Below are 16,498 nucleotides of genomic sequence, written 5' to 3'. Positions count from 1 at the left end.
CTGTATGGGGCTCCGGTTATTTCTGACTTTGGAGTAGCAAGACACTGGAAGAGCGCTTTCCAAAACACGCTGTGGATACGTCCTTGTACGCTTGGCTCCGCCATCCCTGGCTCCGCACAGTTTTGGAAAGCGCTCTTCCAGTCTCTTGCCCGAATTTGGCAGTAGCTTTTAGCTCGAGAACTTATTTGATGCACCACATTATGCGTTTAGGGGCGGCCCTGACAGTCGCCTTGCTATCGCTGACCGCTCAGGCCGATATTCAGCAACAGTTGGATGATTTGGAGGCGGGCGCGACTTTTAACCTTCCTTCCGAAACTCTTCCATCTATCGCCATCCGGGTGCCGGATGTGACTGTGGCCTGTGGGTCTGAAACGCTTATTGATGGCGGTGGTCAGGGCAATGGGGTGGAGATTCAGGCGGAGGGTGTAACGCTTACCGGTTGTCGTATCCGGAACTGGGGTACGGATTTGAATGAGTTGAATGCCGGTGTGTTTGTTAAGCGGGAAGCCAGCAAGGTAACGGTTGAGAATAACGATCTGCAGGGTTCGGCGTTTGGTGTTTGGTTGGATGCAGCACCAGATGCGACGGTGAAGAATAATACGATTCGGGGGGATGCGACGGTTCGCCCGAACGATCGGGGTAATGGCATTCATCTGTTCAATACCACCGGGGCTTTGATTGAAGGCAATGATATTCGCCAGACTCGGGATGCGATTTATATTGAGACGGCGAACAGGAACAGGATTCGCAATAACACCATGGCGGATCTGCGTTACGGGATTCACTACATGTATTCCATGGATAATCTCCTGGAAGGCAATGTGACCCGAGGAACCCGAACGGGTTATGCGTTGATGCAGAGTAAGCGTCTTACGGTGATTAATAACCGTTCCGAGAACGATGAGAATTACGGCATTCTGATGAACTTCATTACCCAGTCGGTGCTGCGGGGGAATGTGGTTTCGGGAGTGTCTCAAGGGCAGACGGCCGGGGTGTCGGTTTCCGGCGCGGAAGGCAAGGCTGTTTTCATCTATAACTCTTTGTATAACACCTTTGAAAACAATGTGTTTCGGGACAGTGGGGTGGGTATTCACCTGACCGCCGGCTCGGAAGATAATGATGTGTTCCGCAATGCGTTTATCAACAACCAGCGGCAGGTTAAGTATGTAGCCCTGCGCACGCAGGAATGGTCGAAGGACGGTGTGGGCAATTACTGGAGTGATTACCTGGGCTGGGATCGTAACCAGGATGGTATTGGTGATGTGCCTTACGAGCCTAACGATAATGTTGATCGTTTGTTGTGGACCTACCCCGAGGCAAAAATCCTGATGTTCAGCCCGGCGGTGGATACACTGCGTTGGGTTCAGGAAGCGTTTCCTGTTGTAAAGGCTGCAGGAGTTAAAGATTCGCACCCCTTGATGAGCCCCCCAAAATTGTTGGAGCCGGAGTCCTGATGAGCTGTTTTCGTCTTGAGAATGTGAGCTACCGGTACGATAGAGCGCTGGTATTGAATGGCGTTGATCTGCGTCTTGAGCCCGGGGAAATTCTCGGGTTGTTTGGCCATAATGGCGCTGGCAAAACCACCAGCATCAAGTTGATTCTGGGGCTGATGACGCCGTCGCAGGGCAAGGTTTCCGTGCTCGGTGGCGAGGCCGGCGATCCCAAAATCAGCCAGTACATCGGTTACTTGCCTGAAAACGTAATGTTTTATCCGCAGCTGACCGGCCGTGAAATTCTCGCCCACTTTGCCCGCCTGAAAGGCGCCAGTCTGCGGCAGGTTCCTGAGTTGCTGGGGCAGGTAGGGCTGGATGATGCCATGGATGCCCGGGTCAAAACCTATTCCAAAGGTATGCGTCAGCGCTTGGGGCTTGCCCAGGCCTTGCTTGGAAAACCGCGTTTGCTGATGCTGGATGAGCCCACGGTTGGTTTGGACCCAATAGCTACCGCTGACCTCTACCGTTTATTACGAACGCTGCGGGACGATGGAACGGGTGTTGTCCTATGCTCCCATGTACTTCCCGGCGTGGAACCTTACATTGATCGGGCTGCGATTCTGACGGATGGCAGCCTGAAGGCGGCGGGGGATCTCGCATCCTTGCGCCGGCAAGCGAATATGCCCACAACCCTTTCTATAGAGCCTGAAAACACCGTGGCGGCGCTGGAGGCGGTTGTAAATAATGCCCCGGCTTCAGCAGGGCTGATGATGCATCAGGCCAACGGGCGGCTGCGTGTAGATGTTCGGCCAGCAGAAAAAATGGAGTTGGTGAAGGCTTTGGTTGCATCGGGCGAAGTGCGTGATTTGGGTATTTACGAGCCAACTCTGGAGGATGTGTACGTGCACTTTATCGGTTCGGGTGGGCTTGCCCATCGTGGAGGTGCTCAGTGAATAGCATCTGGACAATTGCACGTAAAGAATTAAGCGACAGCCTGCGGAACCGTTGGCTGATCGCCATTGCTTTGGTGTTTGCCACGCTTGCGGTGGGCATAGCCTGGTTTGGTGCAGCGGCCTCGGGGCAGGTGGGTTATGCGTCTACCCCTGCAACCATTGCCAGCCTGGCGAGCCTGGGTATCTTTCTTATTCCGCTCATTGCGCTGCTACTGGCTTACGACGCCATTGTAGGTGAGGAAGAGGGCGGTACGCTTCTATTATTAATGACCTATCCGCTAAGCCGCGGGCAGTTGCTGTTCGGGAAGTTTCTGGGGCACGGGCTGACATTGGCTTTGGCGACCTTAATAGGCTTTGGCGTAGCAGGCGTTGCTATTGCCTTGTTGGTAGAAGACGTTGCCGTTGGTGCTCTGACTGTCGCCATGTTGCGCTTCATTATTTCGACAACGTTGCTGGGTTGGAGCTTCATTGCACTGGCCTATGTGGTCAGCGTGCGGGTCAGTGAGAAGCCCATTGCCGCCGGACTGGCCCTGGCGATCTGGTTCTTTTTTGTGCTTGTTTTCGATTTGTTGCTGCTGGGTACATTGGTCGCCAGCCAGGGTGAGTTCAACCCGGAATTGTTGCCATGGCTCCTGTTGCTGAACCCGACCGACATATACCGTTTGCTGAATATAGTTACCTTCAGCGATAGCACTCAACTTAGCGGTGTTCTTAGTCTTGGCTCTGATTTGCCAATTGGCCCGAGCGGGCTTTGGCTGGCACTGATTCTCTGGTTTGTTATTCCTTTAGCCGGCGCCTGGGCACTGTTCCGTGGCCGTCGCATCTGATTTCCGCAACCACACTATGGCAATTACACTATGGAGAGCTCCATGAAGTCTGCTCAAATCAAATCCCTGCCGTTACTGTTGATGTTCGCATTGCTTCTGGTGGGATGCTCGGGCGAAGCGGAGAAGGTCGTCGAAAAGCCTGCGCCCGTGCACATCGAATCTGGTGATGAATGCCACGTATGCGGCATGGCCATCACCCGTTTCCCCGGCCCCAAGGGCGAAGTGATTACCGAGAAAGAGCAAACAGTCCACAAGTTCTGCTCCACACGCGATATGTTCGCTTGGGCGCTGCAGCCCGAGAACGTCGTGCGCAAGCACACCCTGTACGTTCACGACATGAGCCAAACCGAATGGGCCAGCCCGGATGATGCCGCCCTGATCGATGCCCGCGAGGCTGTGTACGTGGTGGGTTCTGAGCGCAAAGGCGCCATGGGCAAGACCCTGGCATCCTTCTCCACAGAAGCGGCTGCCCAGGGATTCATGGCGGAGCATGGAGGAGAGCTATTAACTTATGACGCAATCACCCTGGAGCATCTCAATACAGAGATGCCAATGGGGGATATGCATGGTGATATGCAGCACTAAGGTCGGACTTTTCTCCAAAGCGCCCGCCCCACAACCCTAACCTTGTCTCGGGTCGCCATTCTGCCAAGGTTGGTTTTTACCACGCCTTTGGTGAACCGGGTCGGTTTGGAATAGTCGATGCGTACGTCTACCAGAACCGGCCGCCCGGCGGCCGATTTCAGCATAGCGATCTCCAGACTTTCAGAAATATTCTGATTTCCAGCCATTGATACAAACTCGACACCCACGGCTTTGGCAAAGGCCTCATAGTCCATCGACCCGAGCACGGTGCAGGTTTTCTTGTTGTACGGAATTTGCTGCGCCTGTGCAATCTGCGACAACTCACCATCGTTGAATACAAAAATTATCAGCCCAACTTCCAAGCGTGCAGCTGTTACCAATTCCATGCCGGTCATCAGTAGTGCACCGTCGCCTACGATACCGACTACCTGACGAGTGGGATTCGCCAGCTTTGCGCCGATGGCACCAGGAACACAGTAGCCCATGGCGTTGAAGTCGCTGGGAGACATGTAGTTCCGCGCACCCAATATGGGTAATAGCTCGGCCACCAGGAACGTATGGTTGCCATCGTCTGCGACGACAATTGCATCATCAGCAAGGCGTTCGCGTAATTGGCTGAAAAACAGCTCCGGGTTTACCCGGTCGCCGCTGTCGTGATCCCGCCACTCTTTCTTGTAGGCGGCTTTGTCTTTTGCAATCTCCTCGCGAATGCCGGTGTTGGATGCCGAGGGCTGCAGGGCTTTTACAGCCTTGAGAAGCGCGGGCAGTGTAACTCTCGCGTCCCCCTCAATCGTATGGCTGGCTGGGTAGTTGGCGCTGAATACCTCGGGGTTGATGTCCATGTGAATCAGAGTCTCGGGCGGACTAATGCCATAGCTCCCCGTGGGGATTTCCGAAAACCGCGTCCCTATCGCTAACAGGCAATCTATCTTGGCAAAAGCATTGGTTGCTGCCGGAACCGCGTAATTGCCCATGCCCATGCCGGTGTGCAAAGGATGGTTGCCCGGGAAGGCGCTTAGACCCTGAAGAGTTGTTGAAACAGGCGCATCCAGTAGCTCTGCCAACTCGATCAGCCCAGCCTGGGCATCAACAGAACCCCAGCCCGCGAAAATGCCCGCTTGCTTAGCCTGCACCAGTGCCTGAGCTGCTGCATCAACCAACGCCTGATCTGGCTGTACTGGTGGCGGCGGTGCCTGAAAAAGAGGCATGTCGTCCACGTCGCCCAGAAAGTTGCTTATGTTGACCGGAATTTCGATAAAGACGGGGCCGGGCTCGCCGCCCATGGCCACGTTATAGGCTTCGTAAAGTGTAGGGATAATTTCCCGATGACTGGCAATGCGCCAGGTTTTCTTGGTAATCGGCTTGAGCAGAGCGTGCTGATCCATCTCGTGGAGTTGGTATCTGTGCCCGGATTCCGAATGAATCCCACCAGAAATAATCAGCATGGGTATGCCATCAATGCCTGCTTCGCCAATGCCGCTTGCAGCATGGGTAACCCCCGCGGCAGGCACAATCAGAAGTGTGCCCAGTTCAGCACCGGTGCGGCTGATGGCATCGGCCATAAAGGCACCACCACACTCATGGGTAACAAGTGTTGGCTCAATGCTTTCAGAGCGGTTCAGCTCATCATAGATTTCGGTGGTATGGACGCCGGGAATGCCGAATGTGCGACGTATACCGAGTTGTTCCAAAGCGTGGCGAACGAGAGTCGCGCCGGTTTTTTTCATGAATATGCCCTGAGTATTATTGTTTTGAGTTCAAGAGCTTAATGCTTAACGATCAATCAGGCCAGTGAAGTGGAGAGTGTTAAGGCGTGGAAGAGTTTTTAAGCGGCGGGATTGGGCGGGAATGAGCCCAGCACCCGGGGGATCATCCCCCGGTCATATTCATGAAGCGCAGAATCTGTACATCGCCGTTGCTGGAGAAATGATGGCGTTCCGGCTTCAGATCCATGGAGTCGATGATGGTTTGCCGTAGTTTGTCATCGGTTACCGGATGGCCACGAAGTACCCGGCGAAGGTCTACGGAATGCTCGTTGCCAAGGCACAGGAGTAATCGGCCTTCAACGGTTACCCGCACGCGATTGCAGGTGGAGCAGAAGTTGTGGGAGTGGGGCGAAATGAAACCCACCTTGATGGGGCTGTCCGACATCCGGTAATAACGCGCGGGGCCGCCGGAGTCTTCAGGGGTAGGCATCAGGTCGTGATGCTGGCGAACAATGTCGCGGACTTCATCACTGGTGCAGAGAGCTTGCCCTCGATCGTGCTCGGAAATCTCGCCTAAAGGCATTTCCTCAATAAAGGTGATATCGACGTTTTTCTTCCGTGCAAACTCGATCAGATCCGGAACTTCGTGATCATTGCCACCTTTCATTACCACGGTATTCAGTTTAATGCCTTTAAAACCGGCATCTCTTGCAGCGTCTATACCTTCCAGCACTCGCGACAGTTTGCCTGTGCGAGTAATACTGGCGAATTTTTCCGGGTCCAGAGAATCCAGGCTGATATTCAATCGTTTCAGGCCGGCTTTGCGCAGGGGCTCTGCCATGGTAGACAACTGGCTGCCATTGGTGGTCATGGCAAAATCACGCAGGCCGTAGGTGCCTATCTCCCGAACCAGTTCGAGAATGTCTTTGCGAACCAGCGGCTCGCCACCTGTCAGGCGGATTTTTTCCGTGCCCAGGGACACAAATGTTTTGGCAACCCGGGCAATCTCCTCAAGCGTCAAAACCTGTTGCCGGGGCAGAAAAGTCATCTCCTCTGCCATGCAATAAACGCAGCGGAAGTCGCAGCGGTCGGTAACGGACAGGCGTACGTAATTGACGGTTCTGCCAAAACGGTCTGTCAGCTTGCTGTTGGACATTGGCTTCTTTCCTGTAACTGCTGAATGCGCGCTTACGGATTGAGTATAGCTCCAGTATCGCAGAATCAAACCCTGAATCAGATACCCCTCGCGGGGTAAGCCTGGTGGCGCTCGTTTACAGTAAACATTGTGCGGGGATTCTTTATTCAGTCAGAAAGTGATTGATTTTCGCTCTAAACATGATTATAAAATACATGTTAATGGTTGGCGGCATAAGCCCAAAGATAATTTGCTGGAGAATAGAATGGAAAAACTGCTGTTTCGAGCCAATAGTGCGATGGTTTGGTCTTTGATCGGGTTGATTGCCACAGTCTTGATGGCGTACCCCCTGGCCGGCCGATTCCCCATGATGATTCAGGTACTGGCCCATGTGGGTACCTTGCTGTTTGCCGTTGGTATCAAAATATCCTACGTCGCTCGGTTGGTGTTTTTAAGTCGCTTGGGAAGACCTGTTCACTGATAAACGGTAGAATAGGTGAAAGATTGAACAATGCTGAGGTCTTCGCTATGACCGTGCGACCCGGAAAAACAGGTTTCAGGGTTCTTGCGTATATATCCATAGGGTTAGCCGCCATCGGTGTGGTGTTGCCACTATTGCCGACCACGCCTTTTGTTTTGCTGGCAGCGTTTTTTGCGAGCAAGGGCTCCCCGGCATTTGCCAGTTGGCTTGAAGAGCACCCGTCGTTTGGCCCCGCCATCAGAGACTGGCGTCGGAATAGGGTTATACCCTTAAGGGCCAAAGTGCTCGCTTGTGGCATGATGGCGTTGAGCTGGGGAATACTATTCGCGATGGGTGCGGCTACCGTGGTTTTGGCCATCTCGGGAACTTTCCTCGTGGGCGTAGCGTCTTATTTGCTTACCAGGCCTTCGTACTGATCGCTTTCATAGAATAACCGGAGTGTTGAATGCATATTACCCGTTACACCGATTACTCGCTTCGCGTGCTGATTTATCTGACGGTGCAGGGGGATCGCCTGACAACTATCCAGGAAATTGCAGACAGCTACGACATCTCCAAAAACCACCTGATGAAGGTGGTGCACCAGCTCAACAAGAATGGCTACATAGAAACAGTACGCGGAAAAAAGGGTGGTATGAGGCTGCACAGGGCACCTGAGGATATCAACATAGGTATGCTGGTGCGTGATACTGAGCATGACCTCAGTATTGTTGAGTGCTATTCCGATAAGAACACCTGCAAAATCTCTCCGGTTTGTGGGCTTAAACCCATATTCGGAGAAGCCCTGCAGGCATTCCTTTCGGTGCTCGACAAATACACATTGAAAGACATCATGAATGATCAGCACCAACCGCAATTATTAAAACTGCTGCAAATCGCCTGATCACCCTCCTTTCTGTCTTTCTACCCTGGCAAGTTTCAGGCCGGTTGGCTCTCAAGCCTCATCCGTAGCCGGTCTGGTAACGAGTATTTCAGTATTCTTTTTACGACCGTGCCGTATTGGTGCCTGAAGCTGCCGGTGTTGTAGTGGATGCCATACTTACGGCAGACTTCCTGAACTTTCTCGGAAACCTCGGGGTATCGGTGTGCTGGCAGGTCCGGGAAAATGTGGTGCTCGACCTGATAGCTCAGGTGCCCGCTAAGCAGGTGCATCAATTTATTGCCGGTAAAATTTGAAGAACCGGTAAGCTGGCGCAAATACCAGTGTCCTTTGCTTTCATTTTCGCAGTCTTTCTCGTCGAAGGTTTCTGCATCCTCAGTGAAGTGGCCGCAGAAAATCACTGTGGACGACCACAGATTGCGCATCAGGTTGGCGCCGAGGTTTCCGGCCAACACAATGGGCGCTACCGGAAAGGTAATGAGGGGGAAGAACACGTAATCCTTGAAAACCTGTCGCCCACCTTTTCGCAGCGTGTCTTTCAGGAATGGAATCTTGTCGCGCATGCGGATCTCTCCGCGCCTTACCCGTTCAAACTCCAATTCATGCAGGCTTACGCCCCACTGAAAGAAAACACTGAGCATTATGTAGCTTAAAAACTGCAGGCTGTGGGCGGGGTGCCATTTTTCATCATCGCTCAGGCGCAGCAGTGCATAGCCATAGTCCCGATCTTTGCCGATGATGTTGGTGTAGGTGTGGTGCTCATAATTATGCGTGCGACGCCAGGAATCGGATGAGCACGCGGTATCCCATTCGTAGGATTGAGAGTGCAGGGAGGGATCGTTCATCCAGTCATACTGGCCGTGCATCACGTTATGCCCAATCTCCATGTTCTCAATGATTTTGGATAGGCCCAGTGAGACCGTTGCGGCCACAAATACCGGCGGGATAAAGCCGAATGGCATCATTACCCGGCCACCCACTTCAAGAGCACGGTGTAAGCGAATGACCCGACGAATGTAGTTGGCATCCCGCTCTCCAAGATCCGCGACGATTTCATCCCGAATGCTGTTCAGGTCTTGCGCCAATTCCTGGAGTTGGTTTTCGGTCATCTGTTTCATGTTTTGCTCCTTAAATCTCGATGCTCACAGGGCCATGGGGAATGGATATACAAAGTTGAACGCTTTCTTCCCCCGGTCCTGAGGCCTTGCCTGTGAGCCTGTTAACGACTGTGCCGCTGGTTTTGCGACAGCTGCATTGATGGCAAATGCCCATACGGCAGCCGTGGCGGGGCGAAAGACCTGAGGCCTCTGCAATTTCCAGAAGGCTGGCATCGCCCTCGGAGCTGGCTTGCAGGTTGCTCTTTCCAAACTGCACCTTGCCGCCAAGAGCCTGGTTCGCAAGGTCTGCGTTCAGTGCGGGAGCTACTGTAGAAAAGAAGGTGCTGTGAATATCCGTTTCGCGAACGCCATGCTCGTGCAGTTGTTTGTTGGCCAGGTCCATTAGACCCATAGGGCCGCAGAGGAACACCTGTCTGGCTTTGAGTCCGGGCACCGCTTCCAGGTCCTGACTTTTTAAATACCGGGGCTTGTCACTTTCATCCGTCTGGATGATTTTCAGGGTTAGTGCGGTGTAGCGGCGTTCAAGAGCATGCAACCGCTCGGAGGCTATGATGTCCTGCTGGGTGCGCACGAAATAGAGCAGGGTGACCGGTGCCCGGAAGTCCTGGGCTGCCATGGTTTCCAGATGACTCAAAACAGGTGTGATCCCACTACCGCCTGCAATAAACAGCACAGGCTGCGCCGTTTCAGGCAGTAGAAAATCGCCGAAAGCCGCGCCCAGCCCCAGCACCTGACCGTCTCTCAGGTTGTCGTGCAGCCAGTTGGTTACCAGACCACCAGGCAGACGTTTGATGGTCAGGGTGACAAGCCCCTGTTTGGCCCATAACTCCGGTGAACTTGAGAGACTAAAGGTACGGGTGCGCAAGACGCCGTTGATCTCAACGCAAATATTGACGTGTTGACCGGCCTGAAAACCCGCCCAACGTGCTGCAGGTTTTAGTACAAATGTGCGTGTGTCAGCGGTTTCCTGAACTATTTGCTCAACGCGCGCGAGCGTTTGACCCTGCACCAGCATGGGGTCAACTGTCTCTAACAGTGGATCGAAGAAGGCAGCCGGATCAGTCCGGTTAAAAAGCTGCTTTCCAAGCCAGTGCAGAGCTCTTGTTTGGGGGATTCTTGCCAGCATGATGTTTTCTCCTGATGCGGCCATGACTTCATGTGTACACTTGTTCACATGTTGTGTACGACTGTACACATTGGTGTGTGGGCGCACAACGGGGGTCGTTTGTTTGGCGCAATATGACAAGCCCTCGATGCTTTAAAGTCCTTGCATGTGTACACTTGTTACTTGGATTCAACGATAACTGCGGTATGGACAGGCAATGTCAGAACGAAAAAAGCGCAAACCCGGTGAAACCCGTGAAAAGCTGATGAGTGCTGTGCTCACGCTCGTGGGAAAAGGCAGGCATTTTGCCAGCCTTGGTATTCGTGAGGTGACCCGCCAGGCTGGCGTGGTGCCCACTTCTTTTTACCGGCACTTCCGCAATATGGATGATCTTGGGCTACAGCTGGTTGATGAGCTTGGGCTAGTGCTGCGACGAATGATGCGGGAGGCGCGTGAAAACGTGCTTCAGGCCGATAAGCTGATTGAAGAGTCGGTGGGTATCTTTGTCAGTCACGCCCAGGCAAACCGCAGTTATTTTTTGTTCATGGCGCAGGGACTGGCGGGTGAGAGCCGGGCTATTCAGGATGGTATACGCAGTGAAATGCGGTACTTTGTCAGCGAACTGGCGAACGATTTGCGGCGGCTGAAAATGGTGGACCACCTTTCCGATAGCGATCTGGATATGACCTGCGATCTGGTGGTTCGCAGTGTAGCCTTCAGCCTTACGGATCTAATCGGTGTGTCGGCGGATGATGAGTATCAAATAGAACAAATAAGGAAGCGGACGTGCCGCTACCTTCAGCTTATCTTCGTTGGTGCGGCACACTGGGACAGGTAGCCCTGAAGTCAGAGCTGCCTGCATTCCATTCAAGGCTTCGTGCTTTTGCGGGCCTGTGCTTTTTTGGGCTTACGCTTGGGCGGAAGTATCAGTTTCTCTAATTCATCCAAAGCTTCGCCTGTGTACACCGCCAGTTTCTGCATGCTGGGTAGGGTATCCCGGCAGCCGGTAAACCCGAAGTTTAACGATCCCGCGTAGCTCAGGCAGGTAATGTTCAGTGCGCCGCCGTGTGCAATCAGCGACACCGGATACATGGCTTCCAGCTTGGCGCCCTCGTAATACAAGGGCTTCTGGGGGCCGGGTACGTTCGAGATGGTCACGTTGAACACTGGGCGCATACGACCGCCAAGGCCGGATAATAGCTGCAAAATATACGGCGACATCAATAGCATAGTGTATTGGGTGAGGGCGCTTTTGGGCAGCTTTTGCAGGTGTTCTTTGGCCTGATGTGTGGACGATTTTATGCTCTGCAAACGGGTCAGAGGATCGGATTCGTTTGTCGCCAGAGAGGCGATCATGAAGCTGATTGCCGTGCCCGTGCCCTGATCATCCGCCGGCCGAATGTTTACAGGAATGCCCGCTGTAAGAGCAGTGGTTGGCAGATCGTTTTGCTCTATCAAAAAGCGCCGGAGCGCCGTGCCGCATAGATAAAGAACGATGTCGTTCAGGGACGATTTGGATGCGTGGGCCAGATCTTTCAGGCGATCAAGTTGATAGTGCTGGGTAGCGAAGCGGCGCTGGCCGGTTACCCGGTGATTGATCTTTGAAACAGGCCCCGCAAAGGGGGCTGTAAGGCCCTCTTCCGGGTGGCGGCTAGATTGCAAGAGCCGGCTGCCTGCACGCCAGAGCGTGGGTGCCATGTCAGCCTGCAACTTGACAGCGTCCAGTGCTTGAGAAAATACAGAGGGAACGCTTTGTCTGCTCTCTCCTTTGGCAGGCTTTAGTGTTTCCGGGCGCATGGCCCAGGGTGGCAACATGCCGCGTTCATCCGGGTTTGTGCTCAATACCCTTTGAAGCAGGCGCACGCCGCTGATGCCGTCAATCATTGAGTGATGCATTTTGGTGTAAAGCGCAAAGCGGTTGTTTTCCAAACCCTCGATAACGTGGCATTCCCAGAGCGGACGTGCAAAATCCAGAGGGTTGGAATGCAGACGCGATACCAGAACGCCGAGTTCTCTTTCGCCGCCAGGCTTAGGGAGGGCTGAGTGGCGAACGTGGTAATCAAGGTCAAGATTCTTGTCGTGCTTCCAGGCGGGCGCAAGTAGCCGGCCGATCGCGCCGGACCATGCCAGCTTTGAACACCAGGGAGGCGCAATTTCCCCGGTTTCTTTCATGCTGAGCACCATATCGCGCAGGAAGGTGTCCGGTGCACCCTCCGGTAAAGAAAAGATCAGCATGTTGCCGACATGCATCGGGGTGTCTTCGGTCTCTACGGCTAGCCACGAGGCATCCAGTGTTCCCAGGCGTTTCATTCCTTGCGCACCTCTGCCCAAAATAGGGGCTTCAAAGTTAGACTTTTAGTTGTTGCTTGCAAGTATACGGGTTGCAGACCAAACAGACGATCACCCTGGCGAAAAAAATGCAAGGCAGACCTACGGACTTTTGTTGCTTTCATGCTCCCGAAAGTGGAATGCTTGTGGTAGGTTCACACTATTGAATTAATAAAAACAACAACATCGGAGGCACTGTGGAATCCAGTCCCCTTATCTCAGCAGGTCTGCCGCTCGCCCTGTTTATTATTATGATCGGTATAGGTATGACCCTCACCCTTCGTGATTTTCGCCAGGTGGCTGTTTATCCCAAAGGCATGATCATTGGAACTGTGGCGCAAATTTTGTTGATGCCACTGGTGGCGTTTGCGCTTGCGTCACTGCTGGCAGTGCCGCCAGCCATTGCGGTGGGCCTGGTTATTATTGCCGCCTGCCCCGGAGGAACAACATCCAACCTCTTTGTGTTACTTGCCAGGGGCAATATTGCGCTGTCCATAGTGCTGACAGTTAGCGCAAGCCTGATCACCATTCTCACGCTACCGCTGTTCACCAATATCGCTCTGAAATTCTACATGGGCACGGAGCACGACATTGTATTGCCGGTATGGAAAACCATCGGCATGTTGACGGGTATCGTTCTGTTCCCCGTGGCAATCGGCATGCTGGTGCGTTCACGCAAACCTGAGGTGGCGCGTAAAGCCGAGAGTATTGTGAGTGTGTTCGGTGGTGTTGTGTTGGCTGTTTTGATTGCTGTCATCGTTTACGGCGTGCGGGATGAAATATGGGATCTGTTGAAGCAGGCAGGGCCTGCAACGATTCTGCTTAATGTGGTGGGTATTTTCATCGGTTTGCTCGCAGGCCGGGCGGCGAGCCTGACTCAGCGGGAATCCTTGGCTGTTGCGGTGGAGCTGGGGGTTAAGAATGGCACGATCGGCCTGATGGTCACGCTCACGCTTCTGGAGTCCAGTGCCATGTCCATTCCCGCTGCGGTGTATGGTGTGCTGATGTTTCCTATCGGGTTCTTGCTTGCCATGTATGGCCGGCGCCTTATTCCGAAAGCCACCCCTGATATTGCGGAACAAGGGTAGGCAGCAGTCAGGGCGTTAATGGCGGCGGGTGCGGGCAATGATACTCTTCGACTACCGTACCCTCGTCGACACTTTCAAGATGCACATCAAAGCCCCAGAGCCTGTGCGCGTGGCGCAGTACTTCTTCTGTATCTTCGCCCAAAGGCACTCTGTCGACCGGCACATGCCGGAGCATCAACGAGCGGTCGCCGCGTAAATCCACGTTCCATACCTGAATGTTGGGTTCGCGATAACTAAGGTTGTATTGGCGCGCCAGTTTCTCCCGCAGCTCGCGGTAGCCCGGCTCGTCGTGAATGGCCGTTACTGTATAGCTGTCTTCCATGTCATCATCTTCAATGGCAAACAGCTTCAGATCCCGCATCACTTTGGGCGACAGGAACTGCTGTATAAAACTCTCATCCTTGAAGTTGGCCATGGCAAAGTGCAGGGTTTTTACCCAATCAGTACCGGCGATATCCGGGAACCACTCCCGGTCTTCATCGGTGGGCGCTTCACAGATTCGGCGCAGGTCGATGAAGATGGAAAAACCAAGCGTGTAAGGGTTGATGCCGGAATACCAGGGGCTGTTGAACGGCGGCTGGTACACCACCGCTGTGTGGCTCTGCAGGAACTCCAGCATGAAGCCATCTGTCACCAGGCCTTTCTCGTACATCCTGTTTAACAGAGTGTAGTGCCAGAAGGTGGCCCAGCCTTCGTTCATCACCTGAGTCTGGCGTTGCGGATAAAAGTACTGCGCCAGTTTGCGCACAATCCGGATGATTTCCCGTTGCCAGGTTTCCAGTAGTGGCGCATTCTTTTCGATGAAGTACAGCAGGTTCTCCTGGGGTTCTTCCGGATAGCGCTTTTTGCGTTTTACCGGGTCTTCATCTTCGTCCAATTTCGGGATGGTGCGCCAAAGATCGTTCACTCGGCGCTGCAGGTATTCCTCCCGCTCCTCTTGGCGCAAGGCTTCCTTTGCAGCAGAAATTGGCGAAGGCCGTTTGTAACGGTCAACGCCATGATTCATCAGCGCATGGCAGGAGTCCAGTATTTGCTCAACCGCATCGACACCGTGGCGTTCTTCGCATTCGGACACATAATTCCGGGCAAACACCAGGTAATCAATAATGGCGCTGGCGTCTGTCCAGGTTCGGAACAGGTAGTTGCCCTTAAAGAAAGAGTTGTGGCCGTAGCAGGCATGGGCAATCACCAGCGCCTGCATGGGCAGGGTGTTTTCTTCCATCAGGTAAGCAATGCAAGGGTTGGAGTTGATGACTATTTCATAGGCCAGGCCCATTTGGCCGCGCTGGTAGCCTTTGGAGGTGCTGAGAAACTGCTTGCCGAAGGACCAATGGTTGTAGCCAACGGGCATACCAACAGAGCTGTAGGCATCCATCATCTGTTCGGCACTGATCACCTCAACCTGATTTGGGTAGGTGTCTAAACCGAACTCGGCAGCGCACTTGGCGATTTCTTCATCGTATTGCCGGATCAGCTCGAAGGTCCATTCCGAACTGGTGGAAACCGGTTTGCGAATTGCAGGGCTCTCAACATCCGGTGCATTGGGGCGGTCGATTGCATCGCTCATGCCGCTTTCCTCTCAAAGAGCCGGCGGAACACCGGGTAAATCTCGCTCGGGTCAGCAATTTGCTGCTGGGCAAAGCTTCCGGGGAATTGCGCCTGTACCTGTTCGTATTCGTGCCAGAGCATCTGGTGATCCTGAGGCGTAATCTCAACATAGGCGAAGTACTGCACCAAGGGAAGAATGCGCTCGGTTAAAAGCTTGCCGCAGATGGGCGAGTCGTCGTTCCAGTTGTCCCCGTCGGAGGCCTGAGCTGCGTAGATGTTCCACTCAGCAGGGGAATAGCGGGAGTCGATGATCTTGTGCATCAGTTTCAGGGCGCTTGAAACAATGGTGCCACCGGTTTCCCGGGAATAGAAAAACTCCTCTTCATCCACTTCCTTGGCGCTGGTGTGGTGGCGGATAAATACCACATCGATTTTCTTGTAATTCTTCTTCAGGAACAGATACAGCAAGATGAAAAACCGCTTGGCGGTGTCCTTGTGCATCTGGGTCATCGAGCCGGAAACATCCATCAGGCAAAACATGACGGCGCTGGTGGCTGGCTTATGCTGCTTCAGGTGCTGACGGTAGCGCAGGTCGATTTCATCAATGAAGGGGATGCGTTTTACATTGGCTTTCAGTCGGGCAATTTCGTCCTCAAGTACCCGGATTTGATCGTCGTGGCTAAAGGCAGCGTCCAGATCGGCAGGCGCGCTTTTGAGATCCGCAAGCTGAGCTTCAAGTTCACGGATTTTTTTCCTGCGGGCACCACCCAGTCCCAACCGGCGAGCATGGGCGCCACGCAGCGACCGGATAACGTCGAGCTTGGCGGGTACGCCCTGGGTGCTGAACCCGGAGCGCACATAGTTGAAGGACTCGGTATCCTTGAGTTGCTTTCGGACAAGGTTCGGGAGTTCGAGGTCATCGAACAGGAAGTTAAGGAACTCGTCCTGGGTAATCTGGAAGGCAAATTCATCCATGCCTTCGCCATCGGGGCTGGCATTGCCTTGCCCCTGACCTTGGCCGCCGCCCTCTGGCTTGGGTAGCCGGTCCCCCGTTACAAAGTCCCGGTTGCCCGGATGGACCATCTCGCGATGACCGCCCTGGCCGTGATGGAAAACGGGTTCATCAATATCCCGCTTGGGAATACTGACATTCTCCCCCCGTTCTATGTCGGTTATCGAGCGCCGGTGCACCGCTTCAGCAACGGCCTTCTTGATGTGATGCCGGTAGCGGCGCAAAAACCGCTCACGGTTCACCGCACTCTTGTTTTTGCCGTTCAGTCGTCTGTCGACAATGTGGGTCATACCCATAAT

At 53.8% G+C, this 16,498-nt stretch carries 16 protein-coding genes; 9 read left to right on the top strand and 7 right to left on the bottom strand.

What is annotated here, in order from left to right:
• Positions 1–188 precede the first annotated feature (188 nt).
• From RG807_RS03630 to RG807_RS03615, 4 genes are read left to right on the top strand one after another with little or no spacing between them, the layout of a single operon-like run.
• Positions 189–1,454 carry a nitrous oxide reductase family maturation protein NosD gene (locus RG807_RS03630; protein WP_309043667.1) on the top strand — a complete coding sequence of 422 codons (1,266 nt, stop codon included), beginning with the start codon at positions 189–191 and terminating at the stop codon, positions 1,452–1,454.
• Positions 1,454–2,386, top strand: coding sequence for an ABC transporter ATP-binding protein (locus RG807_RS03625; RefSeq protein ID WP_309043666.1), 933 nt, complete (start codon positions 1,454–1,456; stop codon positions 2,384–2,386). Before RG807_RS03630 ends, RG807_RS03625 begins: the two co-directional genes overlap by 1 nt.
• Entirely contained in the window at positions 2,383–3,213 is an 831-nt protein-coding gene (locus tag RG807_RS03620) for an ABC transporter permease (protein ID WP_309043665.1), read from the top strand. The genes RG807_RS03625 and RG807_RS03620 overlap by 4 nt, the downstream gene beginning before the upstream one ends.
• A 42-nt stretch (positions 3,214–3,255) precedes the next feature.
• Positions 3,256–3,798 (top strand): nitrous oxide reductase accessory protein NosL, encoded by a 543-nt coding sequence (locus RG807_RS03615; RefSeq protein WP_309043664.1) that lies wholly within the window; start codon positions 3,256–3,258, stop codon positions 3,796–3,798.
• Here RG807_RS03615 and RG807_RS03610 read toward each other — a convergent pair.
• Both RG807_RS03610 and moaA read right to left on the bottom strand, forming a co-directional pair.
• Positions 3,795–5,525, bottom strand: a complete 1,731-nt coding sequence (locus RG807_RS03610) for a thiamine pyrophosphate-binding protein (RefSeq protein WP_309043663.1) — start codon at positions 5,523–5,525, stop codon at positions 3,795–3,797. The genes RG807_RS03615 and RG807_RS03610 overlap by 4 nt on opposite strands.
• A 142-nt stretch (positions 5,526–5,667) precedes the next feature.
• Positions 5,668–6,660 (bottom strand): GTP 3',8-cyclase MoaA, encoded by a 993-nt coding sequence (gene moaA, locus RG807_RS03605; RefSeq protein ID WP_309043662.1) that lies wholly within the window; start codon positions 6,658–6,660, stop codon positions 5,668–5,670.
• 244 nt (positions 6,661–6,904) lie between these two features.
• Here moaA and RG807_RS03600 point away from each other — a divergent pair, with 244 nt between their 5' ends.
• The 3 genes from RG807_RS03600 to RG807_RS03590 are packed head-to-tail and all read left to right on the top strand — an operon-like array spanning position 6,905 to position 8,003.
• The gene (locus RG807_RS03600; protein ID WP_309043661.1) at positions 6,905–7,120 is read left to right on the top strand and encodes a hypothetical protein; all 216 of its coding nucleotides are present in this window, start codon (positions 6,905–6,907) and stop codon (positions 7,118–7,120) included.
• Positions 7,121–7,167: 47 nt separating this feature from the next.
• Complete coding sequence (locus RG807_RS03595) at positions 7,168–7,536, top strand: YbaN family protein (RefSeq protein WP_309043660.1); 369 nt, start codon at positions 7,168–7,170, stop codon at positions 7,534–7,536.
• A gap of 29 nt (positions 7,537–7,565) precedes the next feature.
• Positions 7,566–8,003 (top strand): RrF2 family transcriptional regulator, encoded by a 438-nt coding sequence (locus tag RG807_RS03590; protein ID WP_298448977.1) that lies wholly within the window; start codon positions 7,566–7,568, stop codon positions 8,001–8,003.
• A gap of 35 nt (positions 8,004–8,038) precedes the next feature.
• Here the strand turns inward: RG807_RS03590 and RG807_RS03585 are convergent, their stop codons facing one another.
• On the bottom strand, positions 8,039–9,118 hold the full coding sequence (locus tag RG807_RS03585; RefSeq protein ID WP_309043659.1) for a fatty acid desaturase family protein: 1,080 nt from the start codon (positions 9,116–9,118) through the stop codon (positions 8,039–8,041).
• A 10-nt stretch (positions 9,119–9,128) separates the two neighbouring features.
• Complete coding sequence (locus tag RG807_RS03580) at positions 9,129–10,244, bottom strand: ferredoxin reductase (RefSeq protein WP_309043658.1); 1,116 nt, start codon at positions 10,242–10,244, stop codon at positions 9,129–9,131.
• Positions 10,245–10,440: 196 nt separating this feature from the next.
• Here RG807_RS03580 and RG807_RS03575 point away from each other — a divergent pair, with 196 nt between their 5' ends.
• Positions 10,441–11,061, top strand: coding sequence for a TetR family transcriptional regulator (locus tag RG807_RS03575; RefSeq protein ID WP_309043657.1), 621 nt, complete (start codon positions 10,441–10,443; stop codon positions 11,059–11,061).
• 29 nt (positions 11,062–11,090) lie between these two features.
• Here the strand turns inward: RG807_RS03575 and RG807_RS03570 are convergent, their stop codons facing one another.
• Positions 11,091–12,533 (bottom strand): WS/DGAT/MGAT family O-acyltransferase, encoded by a 1,443-nt coding sequence (locus RG807_RS03570; protein ID WP_309043656.1) that lies wholly within the window; start codon positions 12,531–12,533, stop codon positions 11,091–11,093.
• A 215-nt stretch (positions 12,534–12,748) separates the two neighbouring features.
• Here RG807_RS03570 and RG807_RS03565 point away from each other — a divergent pair, with 215 nt between their 5' ends.
• A complete protein-coding gene (locus tag RG807_RS03565) occupies positions 12,749–13,639 on the top strand; it encodes a bile acid:sodium symporter family protein (RefSeq protein WP_309043655.1) in 891 nt (296 codons plus the stop codon).
• Between the two features lie 7 nt (positions 13,640–13,646).
• Here the strand turns inward: RG807_RS03565 and RG807_RS03560 are convergent, their stop codons facing one another.
• Together RG807_RS03560 and RG807_RS03555 are read right to left on the bottom strand one after the other, a co-directional pair.
• Entirely contained in the window at positions 13,647–15,206 is a 1,560-nt protein-coding gene (locus RG807_RS03560; protein ID WP_309043654.1) for a SpoVR family protein, read from the bottom strand.
• Positions 15,203–16,489, bottom strand: a complete 1,287-nt coding sequence (locus RG807_RS03555; RefSeq protein WP_309043898.1) for a YeaH/YhbH family protein — start codon at positions 16,487–16,489, stop codon at positions 15,203–15,205. The genes RG807_RS03560 and RG807_RS03555 overlap by 4 nt, the downstream gene beginning before the upstream one ends.
• Positions 16,490–16,498: the final 9 nt, after the last annotated feature.

It is taken from the genome of Marinobacter sediminicola (assembly GCF_031157525.1).
Classification (GTDB): domain Bacteria; phylum Pseudomonadota; class Gammaproteobacteria; order Pseudomonadales; family Oleiphilaceae; genus Marinobacter; species Marinobacter sediminicola.
Note: the sequence above shows the minus strand (reverse complement) of the source record. Positions and strands in the feature narration are given on the sequence as shown.

Excerpts from the sequence above, each read along its gene's own strand:
- RG807_RS03630 (WP_309043667.1), top strand. The coding sequence starts at position 189 with ATGCACCACATTATGCGTTTAGGGGCGGCCCTGACAGTCGCCTTGCTA.
- RG807_RS03625 (WP_309043666.1), top strand. The coding sequence starts at position 1,454 with ATGAGCTGTTTTCGTCTTGAGAATGTGAGCTACCGGTACGATAGAGCG.
- RG807_RS03615 (WP_309043664.1), top strand. The coding sequence starts at position 3,256 with ATGAAGTCTGCTCAAATCAAATCCCTGCCGTTACTGTTGATGTTCGCA.
- RG807_RS03610 (WP_309043663.1), bottom strand. The coding sequence starts at position 5,525 with ATGAAAAAAACCGGCGCGACTCTCGTTCGCCACGCTTTGGAACAACTC.
- moaA (WP_309043662.1), bottom strand. The coding sequence starts at position 6,660 with ATGTCCAACAGCAAGCTGACAGACCGTTTTGGCAGAACCGTCAATTAC.
- RG807_RS03600 (WP_309043661.1), top strand. The coding sequence starts at position 6,905 with ATGGAAAAACTGCTGTTTCGAGCCAATAGTGCGATGGTTTGGTCTTTG.
- RG807_RS03595 (WP_309043660.1), top strand. The coding sequence starts at position 7,168 with ATGACCGTGCGACCCGGAAAAACAGGTTTCAGGGTTCTTGCGTATATA.
- RG807_RS03590 (WP_298448977.1), top strand. The coding sequence starts at position 7,566 with ATGCATATTACCCGTTACACCGATTACTCGCTTCGCGTGCTGATTTAT.
- RG807_RS03585 (WP_309043659.1), bottom strand. The coding sequence starts at position 9,118 with ATGAAACAGATGACCGAAAACCAACTCCAGGAATTGGCGCAAGACCTG.
- RG807_RS03580 (WP_309043658.1), bottom strand. The coding sequence starts at position 10,244 with ATGCTGGCAAGAATCCCCCAAACAAGAGCTCTGCACTGGCTTGGAAAG.
- RG807_RS03575 (WP_309043657.1), top strand. The coding sequence starts at position 10,441 with ATGTCAGAACGAAAAAAGCGCAAACCCGGTGAAACCCGTGAAAAGCTG.
- RG807_RS03570 (WP_309043656.1), bottom strand. The coding sequence starts at position 12,533 with ATGAAACGCCTGGGAACACTGGATGCCTCGTGGCTAGCCGTAGAGACC.
- RG807_RS03560 (WP_309043654.1), bottom strand. The coding sequence starts at position 15,206 with ATGAGCGATGCAATCGACCGCCCCAATGCACCGGATGTTGAGAGCCCT.
- RG807_RS03555 (WP_309043898.1), bottom strand. The coding sequence starts at position 16,489 with ATGACCCACATTGTCGACAGACGACTGAACGGCAAAAACAAGAGTGCG.